The following is an 18,840-nucleotide window of genomic DNA, read 5'->3' as shown; positions in this document are numbered from 1 at the left end:
AAAATCTAAAAATCTTATTCATTTATGGACAACGAAAAGAAATTCCACGGTGAGGGCCGCCGCGAGTTCGTAAAGCAAACTACTTTGCTTGCGGGCGGTTTACTGGCTATGCCTATTTTGTCAAAAGCTAATTATTTTTCAGGATCTACCGGTGTTATAAAAATAGCGCTGATAGGCTGTGGTGGCCGTGGTACCGGCGCCGCTACCCAGGCGCTCAGCACAAAGGAAAATGTGGAGCTGGTGGCAATGGCCGATGCCTTCCCCGACAGGCTGAGCAACAGCTACAATGATATTAAAGAAGCCCTGGGCGATAAAGCCAGCCGGGTAAACGTTCCGGAAGGCAATAAGTTCATTGGCTTCGACGCATACAAACAAGCCATTGCACTGGCCGATGTGGTGATCCTTGCCACACCTCCGGGCTTCAGACCCATTCACTTTGAAGAAGCGGTGAAACAGGGGAAACACATCTTCATGGAAAAGCCAGTAGCAACAGATCCCGCCGGTATTAAGAAAGTACTGGAAGCTGCTGCAGTGGCTAAAACAAAGAAATTAAACGTAGTGGTGGGTTTACAACGCCGCTACCAGAACTCTTACCGCGAACTGTATAAACGCTTCCAGGATGGTATCATCGGCGATATGCTGTCGGCACAGGTGTGGTGGAACCAGGGAGCGTTGTGGGTAAAACCCCGCAAACCCGAGTACACAGAAATGGAATACCAGATGAGAAACTGGTACTATTTCAACTGGCTGTGTGGCGATCATATCGTGGAACAACATATCCACAATATCGATGTAGGTAACTGGTTTATGGGTGCTACCCCAGTTACTGCGGGCGGTATGGGCGGCCGCGCCGTTCGTACCGGTAAAGAATACGGTGAAATATTTGACCACCATTTTGTAGAGTACCGCTATGCCAACGGGGTAGTGATGAACAGCCAGTGCCGCCACTGGAAAGATGCGCCCAGTAAAGTTGATGAGGAAATTGTAGGGACTAAGGGCCGTATCTTCTGCGATAAAGCACAGATAGTGGATCATAAAGGGAAAGTGCTGTACCAGTTCGACAAGAAAAAGGAGAACAACCCTTACCAGACAGAACATGATGAACTGTTTGCGGCCATTGCCAAAGGCGAATACAAATTTGCAGATGCAGAAAGAGGTGCCCAGGCGACCCTCTCTGCTATCATAGGCCGTCTGGCTACTTATTCCGGCCAGGTGATCGACTGGAATGTAGCGCTGAACTCAGGTCTGGACCTGCATCCAAAAACATATTCATTTGATGCACAACCGCCGGTAATGCCGGATGCATCCGGTAATTATGCTTATGCAAAACCAGGTATTACCAAATATTTTACCTGATAAAAATTACCAGGCATAAAAAGAGGACCAGGGATTTGTGGAAAGATCAGTAAAACGGTCTTCTCACAAATCCCTGTTTCGTGATGCACAATTCGTAATTTCCATCTATGAAAAAATTACTGGTAGTAATTGCAGCCATATTAGCCGGGGGGAGTACAACAGCCCAGGTGGCTGCGATAAAGAAATGGGCGGAAGCAGAACTGCTGCATAAAACACCAATGGAACAGGCACATGTGGGTATCTGTATTTATGAACCGGCTACGGGGAAATATTGGTACCAGTACCAGGACAATAAGTTTTTTACACCAGCCTCCAATGTAAAAGTTTTTTCATTGTATGCAGGGTTGAAGCTGCTCGGCGATTCCCTGCCCGCAGCACGTTACTACGAAAATGACACCGCCCTCTTTGTAAAAGGAACTGGAGATCCGTCCTTTCTGCATCCCGACTATAACTATCAACCACTGCTACAGTTATTGCAGCAAACCAGTAAAAAGATTTATCTCGTTCCCGGCGTGAATGCCAACAAACGCTTTGGCCCGGGCTGGGGCTGGGGTGATTATGCCGACGACTACCAACCGGAGCTAAACGAGTGGCCCATGTATGGCAATGTGGCCCGTATCAGCCACCAGGGAAAGAACAACAGCATTGTGCCGGCTTTTTATGATCTGGATGTTATAGAAGATGATACCCTGAGTGAAACAATTATATCGAGAGATGAACGAAACAATATCTTCTACCTGAAATACAATCCGAAAGACAGGGAACAAAAAAAAGCAGAAGTGCCTTTTATTACCGGATCTGTACAGGATTTGCGGCAACGGCTGGAGGATACTTTGCATAAACGTATAGGGCAGGCCGTTATACCACCCGCAGGCAACTACAGGATACTGAAAAGCCTCCCGGTAGATTCATTGTTTATCCCGATGATGGAACGTAGCGACAATTTTTTTGCGGAACAAACACTGATGATGGCATCTTCCGTTTTATGGGATACCATCAGCAGCATACGCACCATTGATTACCTGCTTGCCGGCGACCTCAAAAGCCTGCCGCATCCACCGCAGTGGGAGGATGGTTCCGGTCTTTCCCGGTACGACCTGTTCACGCCCCGCGACTTTGTAACCCTGCTCACGCTGATGCGGCAACAGTTCCCCGGGGAACGGCTCTGGCAGATCTTTCCCAGCGGCGGGAGAGGAACACTGAAAAACTATTATCAACGGCTGAAAGTACATGCCAAAACAGGCACATTAACCGGGGTGGTGGCTTTGAGTGGTTATCTTGAAACAAAGAAGAAGAAAACACTGGTGTTCAGTGTGATGGTGAATAATCATCATGAATCTGCCAGCAGCGTGAGAAGGGCGGTAGAGCGATTGCTTACAATGGTGAGTACCGCTTACTAGGGTTTTATGGTATAGGAAAGCAGCAGGGTAGTGTCTTGCTGCTGATCAGCTTCTATGAGCCCTACGCCTTTGCTGTAATAGCTGGTGGAGATAGTGCCCACGGATACCGGGTTACCAAAAACAATAGCATAAGCATCCATTTTTACAGCGATCACGGAGGCATAATTCTTCCCGTTCACAGTTTTGGTGATATCCTTTTCGGTAATGGTAAATTCCAGGATACCGGAAGTATTCACACCGCCATTGTTTACGGTGATGGTGTCTTTCCAGGAAGTGCCCGCTGGCACATTGTCTTTCAGGTAGGTAAGCTCCAGGCTGTCGGCGCTGTAGCCCTGGAAGGTAAGAATGCTGGCTATCTGTGTATAGATCCCGTCTTTACAGTTGGAGCAGGTGAATACGCTGTCGTTTCCCACTTTTTTATACACAATACCGTTAATGGTCGTGTCTTCTGAAACCGTGAGGGTATAAGCGACCGTGTCTTTGGAACTGTTTACATTAATGTAGGAAAAAGAGGAGCCATTAGTATAGGGGGCATATTCGCAATTACTGTTGGAAGGTAATGTACCTTCTCCTTCATCGCTCATTTCCTTACTGCAGGAAAACAGCAATGTTACCATTGAAAGGATAGCTATGAGAAAGTAATGTTTCTTCATAAAACATATGGTGATGCATCTATAACGCTCAGAGATATAAAATTATGCAAAAAAAAGCCATTAGTATCTCGCGAATGTTTTTTTTATAATATAAATATCATTTTTTTGAATAGAGAGATGAGAAATGGAGTATGATACAAAGATACCTGAACTTTTGAAACAGGAAAGGTTAGGTACTCATACACTTATCGGGGGAAGAATTGCATTTATTCTCTTTTTAAGGAGAATTTTTAAAATAATTGTACTGTCGACATTTATTTTTAGAAAATAATTAAACTTTTCATGTCTATCTTACATAGACATGAATACCCGTTTCGTCGTTATGAAAAGCTAGTTAACAGACAAATTTCATCATCTTCCAAAATCACTTGTAGCATGAACCCACGTTATGCAAAGGCTATGCTATTGCTATGCCTATTTGCAACCCACAGCAGCGCTATTATCGCGCGAGCGCCATTACCCAGTGTATGGCAACAGGTAAATCTAACAGTTAAAGGAAAAGTAAAAGACATCAACGGTAACCCGCTGCCAGGAGTTACGGTGTTGGTGAAAGACTCAAAGAAAGGGGCTACCACCGATGAAAAAGGCAACTATGTATTAACCGATGTTAAAAAAGATGCGGTGCTCGTATTCCAATACATCGGTTTTGATGCACAGGAGCTGAAAGTAGAAGGTAAAACTTCCCTGAACGTAGTATTAAAAGAAAACCAGAAAACACTGGATGAGTACGTAGTAGTGGGTTACGGTACCCAGAAGAAAGTTACCAAAACCGGCGCAGTATCATCTGTAAAAGGCGCCGAGTTACAGCAGTCACCCAACGTTAATATCTCTAACTCACTTGTTGGACGTATTCCCGGCATTATTGCCGTTAACAACAGTGGTGAGCCCGGTTACGACGGCTCCCGTATTTTTATCCGTGGCCGCAGTACTTTAGGTAACAGTAACCCGCTGGTAGTGATCGATGGTTTTCCACGCGATGGCTTTGAGCGAATGAACCCAAACGACATTGAAAGTGTTTCCATCCTTAAAGACGCCGCTGCCGCCATTTATGGTTCCCGTGCCGCCAACGGGGTTATCCTGGTTACCACCAAACGTGGTAAAGGTGGTAAACCAACACTGAGCTATGGCTTTAACCAGTCGTTTGTAACACCCACCAGGCTGCCTGAAATGGCGGATGCGCCCACATATGCCAAAGTGGTGAATGAAATTTTAAAGTATGGAGGAGATGCGCCGAAGTACACAGATGAACAAATCAAGAAATTTGGAGATGGATCCGATCCATGGTTGTATCCTAACACCAACTGGTATGATGCCGCGATTAAAAAGTATTCCCTGCAAAACCGCCACGATCTGTCCCTGAGCGGGGGAACAGAAAAAATGTCGTACTACGTTTCGCTCGGTTCCTTATTCCAGGATGGTATTTATAAGAACAGTGCTACCAATTACAAGCAACAAAACGTAAGAGCTAACCTGGATGCGGTAGTGAGCGATTACATCCGCTTGCGGTTCGACCTGGCCGGACGCCTGGAAAACAGGAACTTCCCGCCCCGCAGCGCCGGCTCCATCTTCAGATCCCTGATGCGTGGCCGCCCTACGGAAAATGCCATCTGGCCAAACGGGTTGCCAGGGCCTGATATTGAATACGGCGACAACCCCGTTGTTACAGGAACAAATGCAATCGGTTACACCAATGATAAGAACTATGTGATCAACACCAATATGTCGGCCGTAGTAAATATCCCGGGAGTGGAAGGATTATTTGCAGATGGTAGTTTTGCCTACGATCAGAACTTTGACTTCTACAAATCTTATATCAAACCCTGGACCTTATACACCCTGGCTGATGCAAATGACCCTACACATAAGCTGAATGCCGGTTCCAGGGGTGTAAGTGCCCCCGAGCTAACGGAGCAGTTCAGTACATTAAGACAAATCACCGTCAACTTCAAATTAAACTATGTGCGTTCTTTCGGTAAGCATAATCTCAGCAGCTTCATAGCTTTTGAACAGGCTACTTTAAAGAATGACGGCTTCTCTGCCAACCGCAGGTACTTTATCAGTGATAAGCTGGACCAGTTGAATTTAGGCGGTGATAAAGAAAAGAACAATTCCGGAAGCGGGTTTGAATATGCCCGTCGTAACTACTTCGGACGCGTTTCCTACAACTACAAGGAAACCTACCTGTTTGATTTCAACATGCGCTACGACGGTTCCCAGAACTTCCCGGAAGGACGCCGTATGGGCCTGTTCCCCGGCGCTTCTGCAGGATGGGTATTATCAAACGAAGGATTCTGGAAGAAAGGTATCCGTACGCTTGATTATTTCAAAGTGCGTGCATCCTGGGGCCAAATGGGTAACGACCAGATTGATCCTTTCCAATACCTGAGCACCTATGGATTCAGCGCCGGCGGTGTAATGCTTGGCGGCGATCTGAACAAAGGGCTTTACCAGCTGAGATCTCCCAACGAGGCCATCACCTGGGAAGTAGCCAATAACTACGATGTTGGTATCGAGGCAAAAATCCTGGGAGATAAGCTGGCTTTTGAAGGAGATTATTTTCTTACCAAAAGATCCAACATCCTGGCCAGCCGCAGCCAGTCGATGCCTGGCTATACCGGCATGACCCTTCCACAGGAAAACATTGCCAGGGTACAAAATAAAGGCTTCGAACTGGTACTGAGCCACAAGAACGACATCAAAAAATTCCATTATGAAATCATAGGTACGGTTACACACGCAGAAAATAAAGTGCTCTTCTTCGATGAAACACCCAACCTGCCGGCATATCAGCAGGCAACCGGTAAACAGATAGGCGCGCCGCTGTATTACCAGGCAATTGGTATTTATAAAACACAGGAAGAAGTGGATAAAAGCCCGCACGTAGGCGGAGCCAGGGCCGGAGATGTCATTTTCCTTGATAAAAACGGAGATGGTGTAATCGATGACCTGGACCGTGTTCGTATGGACCGCACAGAAAATCCGACCTGGATCTTTGGTTTAACTATGACCGCCAAGTTTAAAAACTTCGACTTTACCATGTTATGGCAGGGCGCTACCGGCGCCAGCCAGTACCTGCGCACAGAATCAGGGCTGATCGGCAATTTCCCCATGGCATATGTAAAAGACCGCTGGACGGAAGACAATATCAACGGATCATGGCCAAGAGCGTACGACCGTGACCGTGAGTACTGGGTGAACCGCCAGAACACCTTCTGGTACTGGAATACCAATTATGTCCGTTTAAAAACCCTGGACCTGGGATATAATGTGCCGTCCAAACTCTGCAAGCGGGTAGGGTTGCAAAACCTCCGGGTATACGTAAGTGGACAGAACCTGGTGACCATCGACAAAGTAAAGATTTTTGACCCTGAGGCGCCCAGTGGAAGCGGACAGTTCTATCCGCAAACCAAGATTTACAATGTGGGATTAAACGTAACCTTTTAATTAATGTGCCATGAAGAAATTAACCATCATCAGATATATAGCGGGAGCCTTTTTGTTATGTGCGGTGACTGCCGGTTGTAATAAAGACTTTCTCGAAAAGAAACCGCTGACGGAATACGAAGAAACAGATGTGTGGAAAGATGTGGGCCTGGTACAGGCATTTGTGAACGACCTGTATGTACAGATGCGCCCCGGATTTCTGGAAGTGATGCTTTCCTCTATGACAGATGAGAGCCGCTTTATCCACGATTATAATACCTCCAGGGTAGTGCAGGGGAACGCCTCTGCCGATGACGTAGGCGCCATCAATGATTTCGCCAGGTGGGACCTGCATTACAAGGCGATCCGCAACTGTAACATGTTCCTGGAAAAAATTGCCAGTGTGCCTATTACAGATGAAAGCCTGCGTACCCGCATGACCGGCGAAGTGCATTTCATGCGCGCCTGGTATTATCATATGCTGGTGCGCTACTATGGCGGGGTTCCTTTAATCACCAAGACTTTTAATATTAAGGGAGATGAACAGGAGATATTAAGTGTGAAGAGAGCCACTTTTGATGAATGTATTAAGTTCATTACTGCTGAATGTGACCTGGCTGCACAGCAACTACCTGCATCCTATGGGGCCGCAGCCGGCAAAGGAAGGGTAACCAAAGGCGCCGCACTGGCATTGAAATCGCGGATACTGCTTTTCGCCGCCAGTGATCTGTTCAATGATGCAAAAGTGCCGAATGATTTAATGGGATATAAATCCGGCTCCCAGAAAGACCGTTATAAACTAGCGATGGATGCTGCAAAAGTGGTAATGGATCTGAATACTTACAGTCTCTACCGTCCCGCAGATGATCCAACAGAAAGTTATACCCGCATATTCCTGGATAAAGACAACCCGGAACTGATTTTCATTAAGCAGTATGATAAAGCGCTGCTTGGCACTTCCCACGATCTGTACAACGGGCCAAACGGGTATCACAACTGGGGAGGCAATGTGCCCATAGAAAATTTTGTGACCGGCTACCAGATGAAAGACGGTACGCCTTTTTCCTGGAGCAATGCCGCACAGGCAAAGGCGCCGTATGAAAACCGCGATCCGCGTTTTTATGCCACCATCCTATATGATGGCGCCAGCTGGAAACCCCGCCCCTCAGACGCGGCGAAAGTGGACCCGGTGGGAGTGATACAAACCGGTAAGTATGAAGCCCCCAACGGAAAGGATAGCGTATGGGGACTGGACACCCGCAACAGTGTGATTGAAAACTGGAATGGCACTTACTCCGGTTATTACCTGCGTAAATTTATGGATAAGAACCTGGATGCGCAGTTCTTCCGTGGCGACCAGTCATGGATATTTCTCCGCTATGCAGAAATACTGCTGAACTATGCAGAAGCGGCAATGGGCTATGGTGATGAAGCAAGCGGGCGTACAGTGTTGAACCAGGTGCGCCAGCGTGCAGGTATGCCAGCCACAACTGCTTCCGGCGCCGATTTGTGGGCGGTATTGAAATATGAAAGACGGTACGAGCTGGCTTTTGAGGAGCATCGCTTTTTTGATGCCCGCCGCTGGAGGGATGCTGAAACTGTTTTCAATGAAAATGCCAAAGGCATTGAAGTATTGGGATCTCAGATTGCAGGGCATCCTTTTGTATACCATGTATATAGCATCCAGGACAGGAAGTTCAATAAAGCCAAGAACTACCTGCTGCCGCTTCCTGCCAACGAAATCAGGAAGAACAGTAACCTGAAGCAACAGGAAGACTACAAATAACGGAATTCATGTACCAGCTTTTCATAAAAAGAAATGCCGCGAGATCATCGCGGCATTTCTTTTTATGAAAATAAGAGAACATTATTTATACACCCAGTGACCAGCCATCGCGGTAAGTGCGTTTTACAAACTGGTTGGCTTCGTCGAAGTTGGTAATCTTCATATTATTACCATCCCACAGCAGTTTGATATAACGGCCGGGGTAGTCGAAGCCTTTACCATTTGCTTTTGCCTTACGGATATCGAAGCTGCGGATTGCCAGGTTAGCCATGAGGATGGTTTCTGTAAGCGGACCGGCAATATCGAACGGAGAGCTCAGGGCTTTCTGTTGCTTGCTGCCGTAGCCGGCAATAGCGGCATTTACCCACTGTACATAGTGCCCTTCCGGTACACGCGCAATAGTTTGCGGCACCTTGACTTCGGTGGTGCGGGAGGTAGGCAGCAGTTTAGGATACATACCGTAAGTACCGCACATCATTTTACCCTTGTCGCCAATAAACAGTGCGCCGTTACCACCATCGCCCATTGTTTCGTTGGGGCCCAGTTCTTCTGGGCGCTCCGGCTGAATACCGCCGTCCATCCAGTGGAGAGTTACTTCTTTTCCGTTCTTACCAGGGAATTTCATAATTACATGGGAAGAAGGAGGACAGCTTTCGGGGAAGTATCCGCGGGTGAATTCTCCTATGTATACGCTACCTACGCTGCACTCTACTGAAGTAGGATAGCCCAGTCCCAGCACACGGAATGGAGGTTCAATGATATGGCAGCCCATGTCGCCGATAGCGCCGGTACCATAATCCCACCAGCCGCGCCAGTTGAAAGGTACCAGGTTATCCACGTAATCTTTTTTAGGAGCGGTACCTAACCACAGATCCCAATCCAGTTCCTGTGGCACTTCCTGGCGGGTGGTTGGCCATGGAATACCCTGTGGCCATACGGGGCGGTCTGTCCAGCAGTAGATAGTGTGCACATCGCCAACGAGGCCGGCATTGTACCATTCCATCAGCTGGCGAACGCCATCGCCGGAAGAGCCCTGGTTACCCATCTGGCTTACCACTTTGTATTTTTGGGCACCCTGCGTGAGCATACGGGCTTCGTAGATGTCGTGGGTGAGTGGTTTCTGTACGTATACATCCTTCTTCAGCTGCATGGCGCCCATAGCGGCTACGGCATGCGTGTGATCCGGTGTGGACACTGAAACGGCATCGAAGTTTTTGTGTTCCTTGTCAAACATTTCCCGGAAGTCGGTATAGAACTTAGCCTTGGGGAATTTCTTTACGGCTTCTGCTGCACGACGTTTATCTACATCACAAAGGAAAGCAATATCAGCCGGGCCTTTGGCAAATTCAGATATATCGCTGAAGCCTTTGCCGCCTACGCCGATACCTGCTACCCGCAGGCGGTCGCTTGGCGCTACATAGCCTCTGCCTAATACATGGCGTGGAACTATCATGAAACCGGCGGCCGCTAAGGCGCCGTTTCTCAGGAATGATCTGCGGGAAACGTTGTTTTCTCCCTCATTCTTTTTTTCTGGAATCATTGATGTGAAGTTTTCTGGATTTAAATTATGAAATAGCAAGTTAATTCGTTAGTCCCAGGTCATCAGCTTGCCCCTGTCTTCTATTTTCAGGCAGGTAGCCAATGTTTTTTCATCATAGGCATAGCCGTACTGTTTCAGTACATCTGCCGGAACGCCGTCCCATTCGTTGGGTGTATTGCCCACATAGTTCAGGTCCTTGATGCCCATTTTGCTGGTGAAAAAGCCGGTAGCAGTAAGATTGCGCATCCGGTTGAAGAAGGCAACACCCTGGCTGTTTTCCGGGGCAGCTTTCGCCGGGTAGGCAATCAGGTCCACCACTTCAATGCGTTGTTCTGGGCTGCATTCGGCAAATGATTTATTATACCGTTTCGCGCATTGCATATCCAGCCAGCGCAGTCCGCCCCGCATAGGCAGCTGGTGCTCCGGTATATCTTTTACAATAAACTCAATGAACTCCGGCACTTTGGCGTCTGAGGCGCTGCCGGAATGTTCATCTGCCGGGATAATGATATCTGCCAGGATGGTGATGGTCTTCATTTCGGCGTCTGTAAAGAACTTTTGGTCCATTAACGCTTTATCCCGCAGCACTTCTTCCGGAGTACGGCCATAGCCGGGCGTTTTCACATTGGGATGATCATTTTTATCCGCTGTTGTTTTGTTATCGCCACAACTGGTGGCAGATAAAATGGTACCAACTGATAACGTTCCCAGTGCCAGTGCTTTGAGTGATTCTCTTCTATCCATGAAAAAAATTAAAAGATTAGAGATTCTGTTTTTTCAATTGATCCACGATATATTCGGATGCCCGCATAGACAGCGCAAGGATGGTCCAGGTAGGATTTTTATCTGCCTGTGATACAAATGCGCCCCCATCTACAACGAAAAGATTCTTTACTTCGTGTGCCTGGTTGAATTTGTTCAGTACAGATTTCCTGGGATCGTCGCCCATACGGGTGGTACCTACTTCGTGAATGATGCGGCCCGGGTTTTCAAGCCCGTATTTGGTATCGGCTCCGGGTTTGGTGCCGAAGGCAATGCCGCCCATTTCATGAATGATTTCCTCAAAGGTATCCTGCATATGTTTGGCCTGGTTGATTTCGTGATCGCTCCAGGTGTAGTTGAAACGCAGTACAGGAATCCCGAATTTATCTACCACGTTCGGATCTATCTCACAGTAGTTATCTTCCCGGGCAATGCATTCACCCCTGCCGGCAAAGCCGATCTGGGAGCCGTAAAAGCGGCGGTAGTCATCTTTCAGAGAAGCGCCGTAGCCGCCGGCTTCTTTGGTTTGGCCATCGCGGCCGGGTACCCTGCCATTCATGTTTTCCATGCCAAAGCCGAAACCATAGCCGGGCATATGCATACCTCCGCCAAATTCAATATGGTAGCCGCGTGCGAAGTTCAGTTTTTTATTATCGCCCCACCAGGGAACATACATATGCATGCCGCCTACGCCATCTTCATTATACCGCTTACGGTCCATCAGCTGGGGGAGGAAACCACCCCTTGAAGAACCGGTAGAATCATGCAGGTATTTACCTACTACGCCACTGGAATTGGCCAGTCCGTTCGGGTGTTTGGCTGATTTTGAGTTCAGCAGCAAACGGGCCGATTCGCAGGCGCTGGCGGCCAGCACTACCACACGGGCGTTAACGGAATATTCCTGGAGGTCTGTTTTATCTACATAAGCCACACCGGTAGCTTTCCCGCTGTTGTCTGTAAGCACTTCCCGTACCATAGCGTTGGTATACAGGTCCACATGTCCGCTTTTCATAGCCGGTTTCACCAGCACGGAAGAGGCGGAGAAGTCGCCGTATACGGTACATCCGCGGTTGCATTGGCTGCAGAAAAAGCAAGGGCTGCGGTCTTTGTTAACCGAGCGGGTTAATATCGACAGGCGTGCCGGTATAACCGGAATGCCTAAACGATCCCCTGCCTTTTTCACCATCAGTTCGTGTAATCTGGGTTTGGGAGGAGGGAGGAAGAAGCCATCCGGTTCATTGGGTATGTTTTCTTTGGTGCCGAATACGCCGATCATTTTGTCGACCCGGTCGTAAAAGGGCGCTACCTCTTCATAGGTAAGCGGCCAGTCGTCGCCAAGGCCATCATAGCTTTTGTGTTTGAAGTCGCGGGGGCCAAAACGCAGTGAAATGCGGCCCCAGTGGTTGGTCCGGCCTCCCAGCATGCGGGAGCGGAACCAGTCGAATTCAGTTCCGTTTTTTTTCGTGTAAGGTTCACCGTTAAGTTCCCATCCGCCGTAAGACGCATCAAAGTCACCAAAAGGACGGGTGGTACTGGCTCCTCTTCTGGGTGATTCGTAAGGCCATTTCAGCTGTGTAGCCTGCTCCGGGTCAGCCGGGTCGTACTTGGGCCCTGCTTCCAGAAGGGCTACTTTCAGGCCTGCATCCGACAGGATCTTTGCAGCCATACCTCCTCCGGCGCCGGAACCGACAATACAAACGTCATAAACCTTCCCTTGTTTTTTGATTTCGAAAGCCATTTGCGTGGATATTTTAGACTTTTTAGAAGAACACCGGTTTTAAATCTATAAATTAAATGCGGAAAAAGAACGGTTTTTTTTATGAGTGATCGTACAGCATATATTATTGGTGTAGATATCGGCACCAGCAGTACAAAATCGATTGTGCAAGGAATCGACGGTGAAATACAAACGGTGTTTCAACAGGCATATGTAACCAGCCATCTGCAGCCTGGATACAGCGAGCAAACGCCACGGGTGATCCTGGAGGCAGTGATGGCCGGTATCAGGGAGGCCGTGGCCAGGATGGGAGCGGCGCCGGCGGCAGTTTCCTTCAGCAGTGCTATGCATAGCATAATGGCCGTGGGCGCGGATGGTAAGGAGCTTACGCCGCTGATCATCTGGGCTGATAACCGCAGCGAGCCTAATGCCCTGGCATTGCGGGATACACCGGAAGGCGGGCTTATTTACCGGCAAACCGGCACCCCGGTGCATGCCATGTCGCCCCTGTGCAAAATAATGTGGCTGCGGGAGCAGCAGCCCGCTGTTTTTGAAGCCGCAGCCATGTTCCCAGGCATTAAGGAATATATCTTTCATCATTTGTTTGGCAGCTGGATAACGGATCATTCCATTGCCTCAGCAACGGGGTTGTTTGATATTCATACACTTAGCTGGAACAGTACCGCTTTAAATGTAGCTGGTATCACTGCGGCGCAGCTGCCCCGACCAGTGCCGGCTAACCATATTGTTAAGGGGCTATTGCCGGCAGTAGCTGATGCGCTGGGGATCCCGGCAGACACTCCCTTTGTGATAGGCGGCAGCGACGGATGCCTGGCGCAGCTGGGCAGCGGCGCACTGGACCCTGGACATGCCACGCTTACCATCGGCACCAGCGGCGCAGTAAGGATGGCCGGAGCCCGGCCTCTTACAGATGCTGCCGGCCGGCTTTTCACTTACCTGCTTACAGATGATATTTATATTACCGGTGGGGCCTCCAACAACGGGGGCGTGGTATTGCAATGGCTGGTGAGGGATTTCCTGCAGCAGCCGCTGAGCGCACTCAATGGTCTTGTGGAAACCGCGTTGGTAACGGATCCTGGTAAATTGCTTTGTTTGCCTTATCTGTTGGGTGAAAGGGCGCCGGTATGGAATAGCCATGCGAGCGCGGCCTTTATCGGCATCCAACCCCAGCATACACCGGCGCATTTTACCCGGGCAGTGCTGGAAGGGGTTTGCTTTGCGCTCCTGAGCATTAAAGAGGCGCTTGCAGAAACCGCCGGGCCGGTGCAGAAGATCTCTGTCAGCGGCGGCTTTACCAATTCGCCGGGCTGGATCCGGTTGTTGGCCGACATCTTTGGCCAGGAAATGCACCTGCAACAGGAAAGCGACGCTTCTGCATTAGGCGCCATCCTGCTGGCAGCAAGGGAGCTGGGATGGCCGGAGCAGCGGAAACAACGTGCACAAACAGTTTTTACCCCGGATGCCTCCAGGTTTGAAGGATACAGACGGAAATACGAGCGTTTTTTGAAGCTGTACCGGCAGATAGAGGGGAGCCTCCAGGAATAATGAAATGGAGTGTTAGTAGCCTGCAGGGGATGTAGTTTCCATGAGGGGCTAAATCTTATAAAGGATCCTGTAGCAGAAATCAGGCTTTTGGGGTGAATAAACTTAGGGCTTATATGCAGTAAGGGAATCCAGGTCACCGCTGGCGCCCGCATAGCACTGACATTGCAGCAGCGTATATGGAGGACATGAGGTGGACTTGATCTGAAGATGAGCTGCTGCAGAGGCTTTGGGACTATTAAGGAAAACGATACACCAGGAGATCCGGGGAAACAAAGCAGGTTAACCCGCTTTGTCTCCCTGGGTTTTTAATATCTGGTCATCAGTTCCCGCGTTCAAACATGCGTGCGAGATCTGTGAGTTTGAATGATATAAAGGTGAACTTGCCGCCTGGCGCCACGTTTGGCATGCTGCAGGCAAACAGCTCATCGATGATGTTCTGCATTTCACGGGCGGCCAGTATTTTGCCGGCGGGGATGGCATTATTACGGGCCATTGCACGGATCAGCTGCTCGCGGGTATTCACTTTCAGTTCATGGCTGAAGTTCTTGAATTGTTCCAGCAGGTTCTGGATGGTGGCATGATCGTTACCATTCTGAATATCGGCGGGAGTACCGCGAACAATGAAGGTATTGTTGCCAAACGGCTCCAGGTCGTAGCCCAGTGTCTGGAGGTCGCCAAGCATTTCACTGATCAGGGCTGCATCTGCCGGGGGCAGTTGCAGGGTTTGCGGAAAAAGGCTTTGCTGGGTGGCCATGGGGGTTTCCTGTAAGGCACGCTGGTAGCGTTCATAAAGGATCCTTTCATGGGCGGCCTGCTGATCTATCAATATAAATCCTGATTTTATCTGCGACAGGATATATTGCTGGTGCACCTGTACCGGCACTTTCTGATCGTTGGCGGTATCCTGCCAGCGTTCATCGATAACGGAAGCGGTAGCATGAGGCTGGCTTTCGTAAGTTACTGCCGGCCTTGTTTCGGGCTCCGGGGCGATGGTATAAGTGCTTTGGGTATAATTGTCGTTGTTGGTTTCGTACAGATCTTTCCAGTGCTTCAGGTTGCTGCTGTTGCTGCTTTTATCGATCATGTGCGCCTGGTTAGCCTGTGTAAAAGATTTATACAGAGGGCTTTGGGTCGATTCATTCTGCTGCTGAACAGTGAAGGGCTTGCTTACTGCATCCAGGGCCTGGATATTCGGATCGAGATCGAAATCCAGTGTGGCAGTGATGCTGAACTGGGCCAGGGAGTGTTTTACCGCCGACTGCACAAAGGCGTACATGAGCTTTTCATCATCGAACTTGATTTCCTGTTTGGTAGGATGTACGTTGATGTCTACATGTTCGGGATTTACGTCAATGAACAGTACATAGAGCGGGAAACTGTCTGCCGGGATAATATCCGCAAAAGCGTTCATCACCGCATGGTTCAGGTACGAGCTCTTGATAAACCGGTTATTGACGAAGAAGAACTGGTCCCCCCTGGTTTTCTTGGCGGTTTCGGGTTTTCCTACAAATCCGTACACATTCATGTAGTCAGTAGTTTCCTTTACGCTTACCAGTCGGGCATTATAATGTTGTCCCAGGATGGCAACGATGCGTTGTTTAAGCGATCCTTTGTCGAGATGGAACAACTGTTGATTATTACTTGTCAGCGAGAACTGCAGCTGAGGGAACGACATGGCCACACGGATGAACTCGTCTACAATATGCCTCATTTCTGCCGCGTTACTTTTCAGAAAATTCCTGCGGGCGGGCACATTGAAGAAGAGGTTCTTCATGGCAATGCTGGTGCCTTCTGCGGTTTGACAGGGCTCTTGTTTTTTAACAAAGCTATTGTCAATTTCCACGTAGGTACCCACTTCAGCGCCTTTTTTGCGGGTTTTCAGCTCTACCTGTGAAACTGCTGCAATGGAGGCGAGGGCTTCGCCCCTGAAACCCATGGTGGTGATCTGGAAGAGATCTTCTATGGATTGTATTTTGGAGGTGGCATGGCGTTCAAAGCACATCCGGGCATCTGTTTCGCTCATACCGCCGCCGTTATCGATTACCTGCACTAACTCTTTGCCCGCATCTTTAATGATCAGTTGAATATCGGTTGCACCTGCATCCACTGCATTTTCCAGTAATTCTTTTACCGCTGATGCCGGTCTTTGGATCACTTCCCCCGCAGCTATCTGGTTCGCTATATTGTCTGGTAATAAATTGATGATATCCGCCACTTACTAGCCTTTTGCCGTAAAGTTAACAATTTATATGCAGTTGCTCATCGGTGATTATCAGACAGTTTTAAACAAAAAATTAACTGTTTTGTTAATTAGCCCCTTGATTTGCAGGAAATAACAATCCATTATGCTTGTTCATACGTAATTTATGGTAGAGGAAAAAAGAATCTGGCCAACGACCTAACGATCACAATGATGGTGTTAATGAGAAGTTAACGAATCAAAACTTTACATATGTACCTATGGAATCTAATAATTTTGAATATCTCTATCAGGGGCACCAACTGCACATACCCATAAATCGGTGAAAAAAAGAAATCAATGGAAGATGGAAAAAAGAAGGGAGACATTTACTCCCATACAAATGCCAACAAAGTAAATCTGCCAGATGAAGAGTGGAAGAAAATATTGCCAACGGATGTGTACCATATCGCCAGGGAAAAAGGAACAGAATGGGCCTTTACCGGAAAATATTGGAACAATAAGGAAAACGGTACCTACTACTGCGCTGCCTGCGGGAACCCGTTGTTTGTTTCCGACACTAAGTTTGACAGCAGTTGTGGCTGGCCAAGTTTTTTTCAGCCACTTACCAAGTCCAGCGTAATTTATTCTCCCGATAACAGTCATGGGATGCATAGGACAGAAGTATTATGCGGGCGCTGCAAATCGCACCTGGGACACGTGTTTGACGACGGCCCTCCGCCCACAGGACTTCGCTACTGTATTAATTCCGTGATCCTGGATTTTGAGAAAGCAAAGGAAGCAGACCAACATTATCAGCAAGACAATACCCCCAGCGATAAAGAACTGGAGTAACCCTATCTTCTGCCTGATAGCTAACGTGATCTGCCGGTTGATAATAAAAAGCTGTATTTTTATTATCATCAACCCCCGACAGTCATGAAAGTACTTAAAACACTCGCCTGGATCATAGGAATCATCCTGTTCATTGCAATTGTGTTGATCTTTTTTGCGCCCACTACTATGCATGTGGAGCGTTCGGTGGAAATTAATGCCCCCGCTACAATTGTATGGAATGACATTGTGAAATTCGAAAAATTTAACGGGTGGAATACCTGGAAACAGATGGACTCCACCGCCAGGTTTACAATTACCGGCGAAGATGGTTCTATTGGCGCAGTTGATTCCTGGAAAGGCAGTAAGGTGGGGGAAGGAAAGCTGCAGCACCTGGCGATGGACCCTTATAAATCGGTTACCCAGAAGCTTACTTTCATTACGCCGTTTGCTTCTGAATCGGATGTATTTTTCCGGTTGTCGGAAGCTGCGGGAAAAACAAAGGTCACCTGGGGATTTGACACCCATTACGACCGGCCGCAGAATGTGATGACCCTTTTTATGAAAGGTGCGCTGGAAAAGGATTTCGACCAGGGGCTTAACAATCTGAAAAGTATGGCGGAAGCGGAAGTAAGGGGCCCGAATGCCCCTAATGGTATTGATGTTACTGTAAAAGAGATGAATTTCCCGGCAACAACGTATGCGGCTGTACGAAAAACCATCCCGATGAACAGGATCACCGACTATTACCGCGCCAACCTGAGAACCATTTATAACGCCGCTACTGCGGCCAATTTACAGCCAGGCGTGCCCTGCGGCATTTTTTTCAGCTGGGACAGGAAACTGCAGACCACAGATATGGCGGCAGCTATCCCGGTACCGGAAGGCAGCAAACCTGCCCCCGGGTACGAAATCATTACCCTGCCGGCCGCACAGGCTGCCTATGCGGACTATATAGGGCCTTACAGTAAAATAGCCAACGCACATGTGGCCATCAAAAATTTCATTACTGATAAAGGGAGAACCATTGTTCCGCCTACTATAGAGATGTATGTGACTGATCCGGGCAAAGAAAAGGACAGTAGCAAATGGCTCACGAAGGTCATCTACTTTATGAAGTAATCATCCGGAAGTAAAGAAGCAAAAACGGTTGGCACAGCATTACAAAGGGGGAAGTGCTATTTTCCCAATGTGTTGGCATAACTGGTTGGCTCAAATTCTATGATCTCGTAAAGGGCCAGCTGGTATTTTTCCAACGGATCTTCGCTCATGATCTCTTCTACCTCCTTACGGCTGGCTGCATTACAGAGAATAACAGCTCCCGATCTGGGCTTTCGTCTACCTGATAAGATAAACTGGCCACTGTCGTAGTGCTTTTGCAGGAAGGCGGTATGCGCCTCCATGTAGTGTTCTACAGCCGCAACGGGCCGTATGTATTGTAGCATAATCAGGAACATAACGGTTTTTCTATGGTATTTAGTAATAGTTTCATAGTTAGTAGCAAAGGTATAAACTTAATCAGTATTGAAATATTGTATGTACCAGGGAAAAATGAGACATATGCGCTACAAAAATATACGTACTTTTGCACGAATGAAATACCACGATAGTGGGAATGTACTGC

General features: G+C 48.3%; 13 protein-coding genes. 7 read left to right on the top strand and 6 right to left on the bottom strand.

All coding sequences use genetic code 11. The features are described 5' to 3' along the window. The first annotated feature begins 24 nt into the window (after positions 1 to 24). Positions 25 to 1,356 carry a Gfo/Idh/MocA family protein gene (locus ABIE50_RS02875; RefSeq protein WP_142684592.1) on the top strand — a complete coding sequence of 444 codons (1,332 nt, stop codon included), beginning with the start codon at positions 25 to 27 and terminating at the stop codon, positions 1,354 to 1,356. Positions 1,357 to 1,463: 107 nt separating this feature from the next. Next, complete coding sequence (locus ABIE50_RS02870; protein ID WP_209856146.1) at positions 1,464 to 2,756, top strand: D-alanyl-D-alanine carboxypeptidase/D-alanyl-D-alanine-endopeptidase; 1,293 nt, start codon at positions 1,464 to 1,466, stop codon at positions 2,754 to 2,756. On the opposite strand, the gene ABIE50_RS02865 is transcribed toward ABIE50_RS02870, so the two are convergent. Beyond that, complete coding sequence (locus ABIE50_RS02865; RefSeq protein WP_209856150.1) at positions 2,753 to 3,409, bottom strand: hypothetical protein; 657 nt, start codon at positions 3,407 to 3,409, stop codon at positions 2,753 to 2,755. The two genes, ABIE50_RS02870 and ABIE50_RS02865, sit on opposite strands and share 4 nt — an antisense overlap. 375 nt (positions 3,410 to 3,784) lie before the next feature. Between ABIE50_RS02865 and ABIE50_RS02860 the strand changes: the two genes are divergently transcribed. Then, positions 3,785 to 6,853 (top strand): SusC/RagA family TonB-linked outer membrane protein, encoded by a 3,069-nt coding sequence (locus ABIE50_RS02860; protein ID WP_209856152.1) that lies wholly within the window; start codon positions 3,785 to 3,787, stop codon positions 6,851 to 6,853. 10 nt (positions 6,854 to 6,863) lie between these two features. Continuing rightward, positions 6,864 to 8,618, top strand: coding sequence for a RagB/SusD family nutrient uptake outer membrane protein (locus ABIE50_RS02855; RefSeq protein WP_209856155.1), 1,755 nt, complete (start codon positions 6,864 to 6,866; stop codon positions 8,616 to 8,618). An 85-nt stretch (positions 8,619 to 8,703) separates the two neighbouring features. On the opposite strand, the gene ABIE50_RS02850 is transcribed toward ABIE50_RS02855, so the two are convergent. The 3 genes from ABIE50_RS02850 to ABIE50_RS02840 are packed head-to-tail and all read right to left on the bottom strand — an operon-like array spanning position 8,704 to position 12,658. Continuing rightward, positions 8,704 to 10,158: a Gfo/Idh/MocA family protein gene (locus ABIE50_RS02850; RefSeq protein ID WP_209856158.1), complete on the bottom strand. Its 1,455-nt coding sequence runs from the start codon at positions 10,156 to 10,158 to the stop codon at positions 8,704 to 8,706. 48 nt (positions 10,159 to 10,206) lie between these two features. Further along, entirely contained in the window at positions 10,207 to 10,902 is a 696-nt protein-coding gene (locus ABIE50_RS02845) for a gluconate 2-dehydrogenase subunit 3 family protein (protein WP_209856161.1), read from the bottom strand. A gap of 16 nt (positions 10,903 to 10,918) precedes the next feature. Next, positions 10,919 to 12,658 (bottom strand): GMC family oxidoreductase, encoded by a 1,740-nt coding sequence (locus tag ABIE50_RS02840; protein WP_209856164.1) that lies wholly within the window; start codon positions 12,656 to 12,658, stop codon positions 10,919 to 10,921. Between the two features lie 81 nt (positions 12,659 to 12,739). Between ABIE50_RS02840 and ABIE50_RS02835 the strand changes: the two genes are divergently transcribed. Further along, positions 12,740 to 14,203 carry a gluconokinase gene (locus tag ABIE50_RS02835; RefSeq protein ID WP_209856167.1) on the top strand — a complete coding sequence of 488 codons (1,464 nt, stop codon included), beginning with the start codon at positions 12,740 to 12,742 and terminating at the stop codon, positions 14,201 to 14,203. 319 nt (positions 14,204 to 14,522) lie between these two features. Here the strand turns inward: ABIE50_RS02835 and mutL are convergent, their stop codons facing one another. Beyond that, positions 14,523 to 16,418: a DNA mismatch repair endonuclease MutL gene (gene mutL / locus ABIE50_RS02830; protein WP_142684601.1), complete on the bottom strand. Its 1,896-nt coding sequence runs from the start codon at positions 16,416 to 16,418 to the stop codon at positions 14,523 to 14,525. A gap of 324 nt (positions 16,419 to 16,742) precedes the next feature. Between mutL and msrB the strand changes: the two genes are divergently transcribed. Then, the gene (gene msrB, locus ABIE50_RS02825; RefSeq protein WP_209856169.1) at positions 16,743 to 17,237 is read left to right on the top strand and encodes a peptide-methionine (R)-S-oxide reductase MsrB; all 495 of its coding nucleotides are present in this window, start codon (positions 16,743 to 16,745) and stop codon (positions 17,235 to 17,237) included. Positions 17,238 to 17,321: 84 nt separating this feature from the next. Then, positions 17,322 to 18,338: an SRPBCC family protein gene (locus tag ABIE50_RS02820; RefSeq protein ID WP_209856172.1), complete on the top strand. Its 1,017-nt coding sequence runs from the start codon at positions 17,322 to 17,324 to the stop codon at positions 18,336 to 18,338. A gap of 56 nt (positions 18,339 to 18,394) precedes the next feature. Here ABIE50_RS02820 and ABIE50_RS02815 read toward each other — a convergent pair whose 3' ends face one another. Then, the gene (locus tag ABIE50_RS02815; protein WP_260607387.1) at positions 18,395 to 18,661 is read right to left on the bottom strand and encodes a YciI family protein; all 267 of its coding nucleotides are present in this window, start codon (positions 18,659 to 18,661) and stop codon (positions 18,395 to 18,397) included. Positions 18,662 to 18,840: the final 179 nt, after the last annotated feature.

Origin of the sequence: Chitinophaga sp. OAE865 (assembly GCF_040546735.1) — a bacterium.
GTDB classification, from domain to species: Bacteria; Bacteroidota; Bacteroidia; order Chitinophagales; family Chitinophagaceae; genus Chitinophaga; species Chitinophaga polysaccharea_A.
Note: the sequence above shows the minus strand (reverse complement) of the source record. Positions and strands in the feature narration are given on the sequence as shown.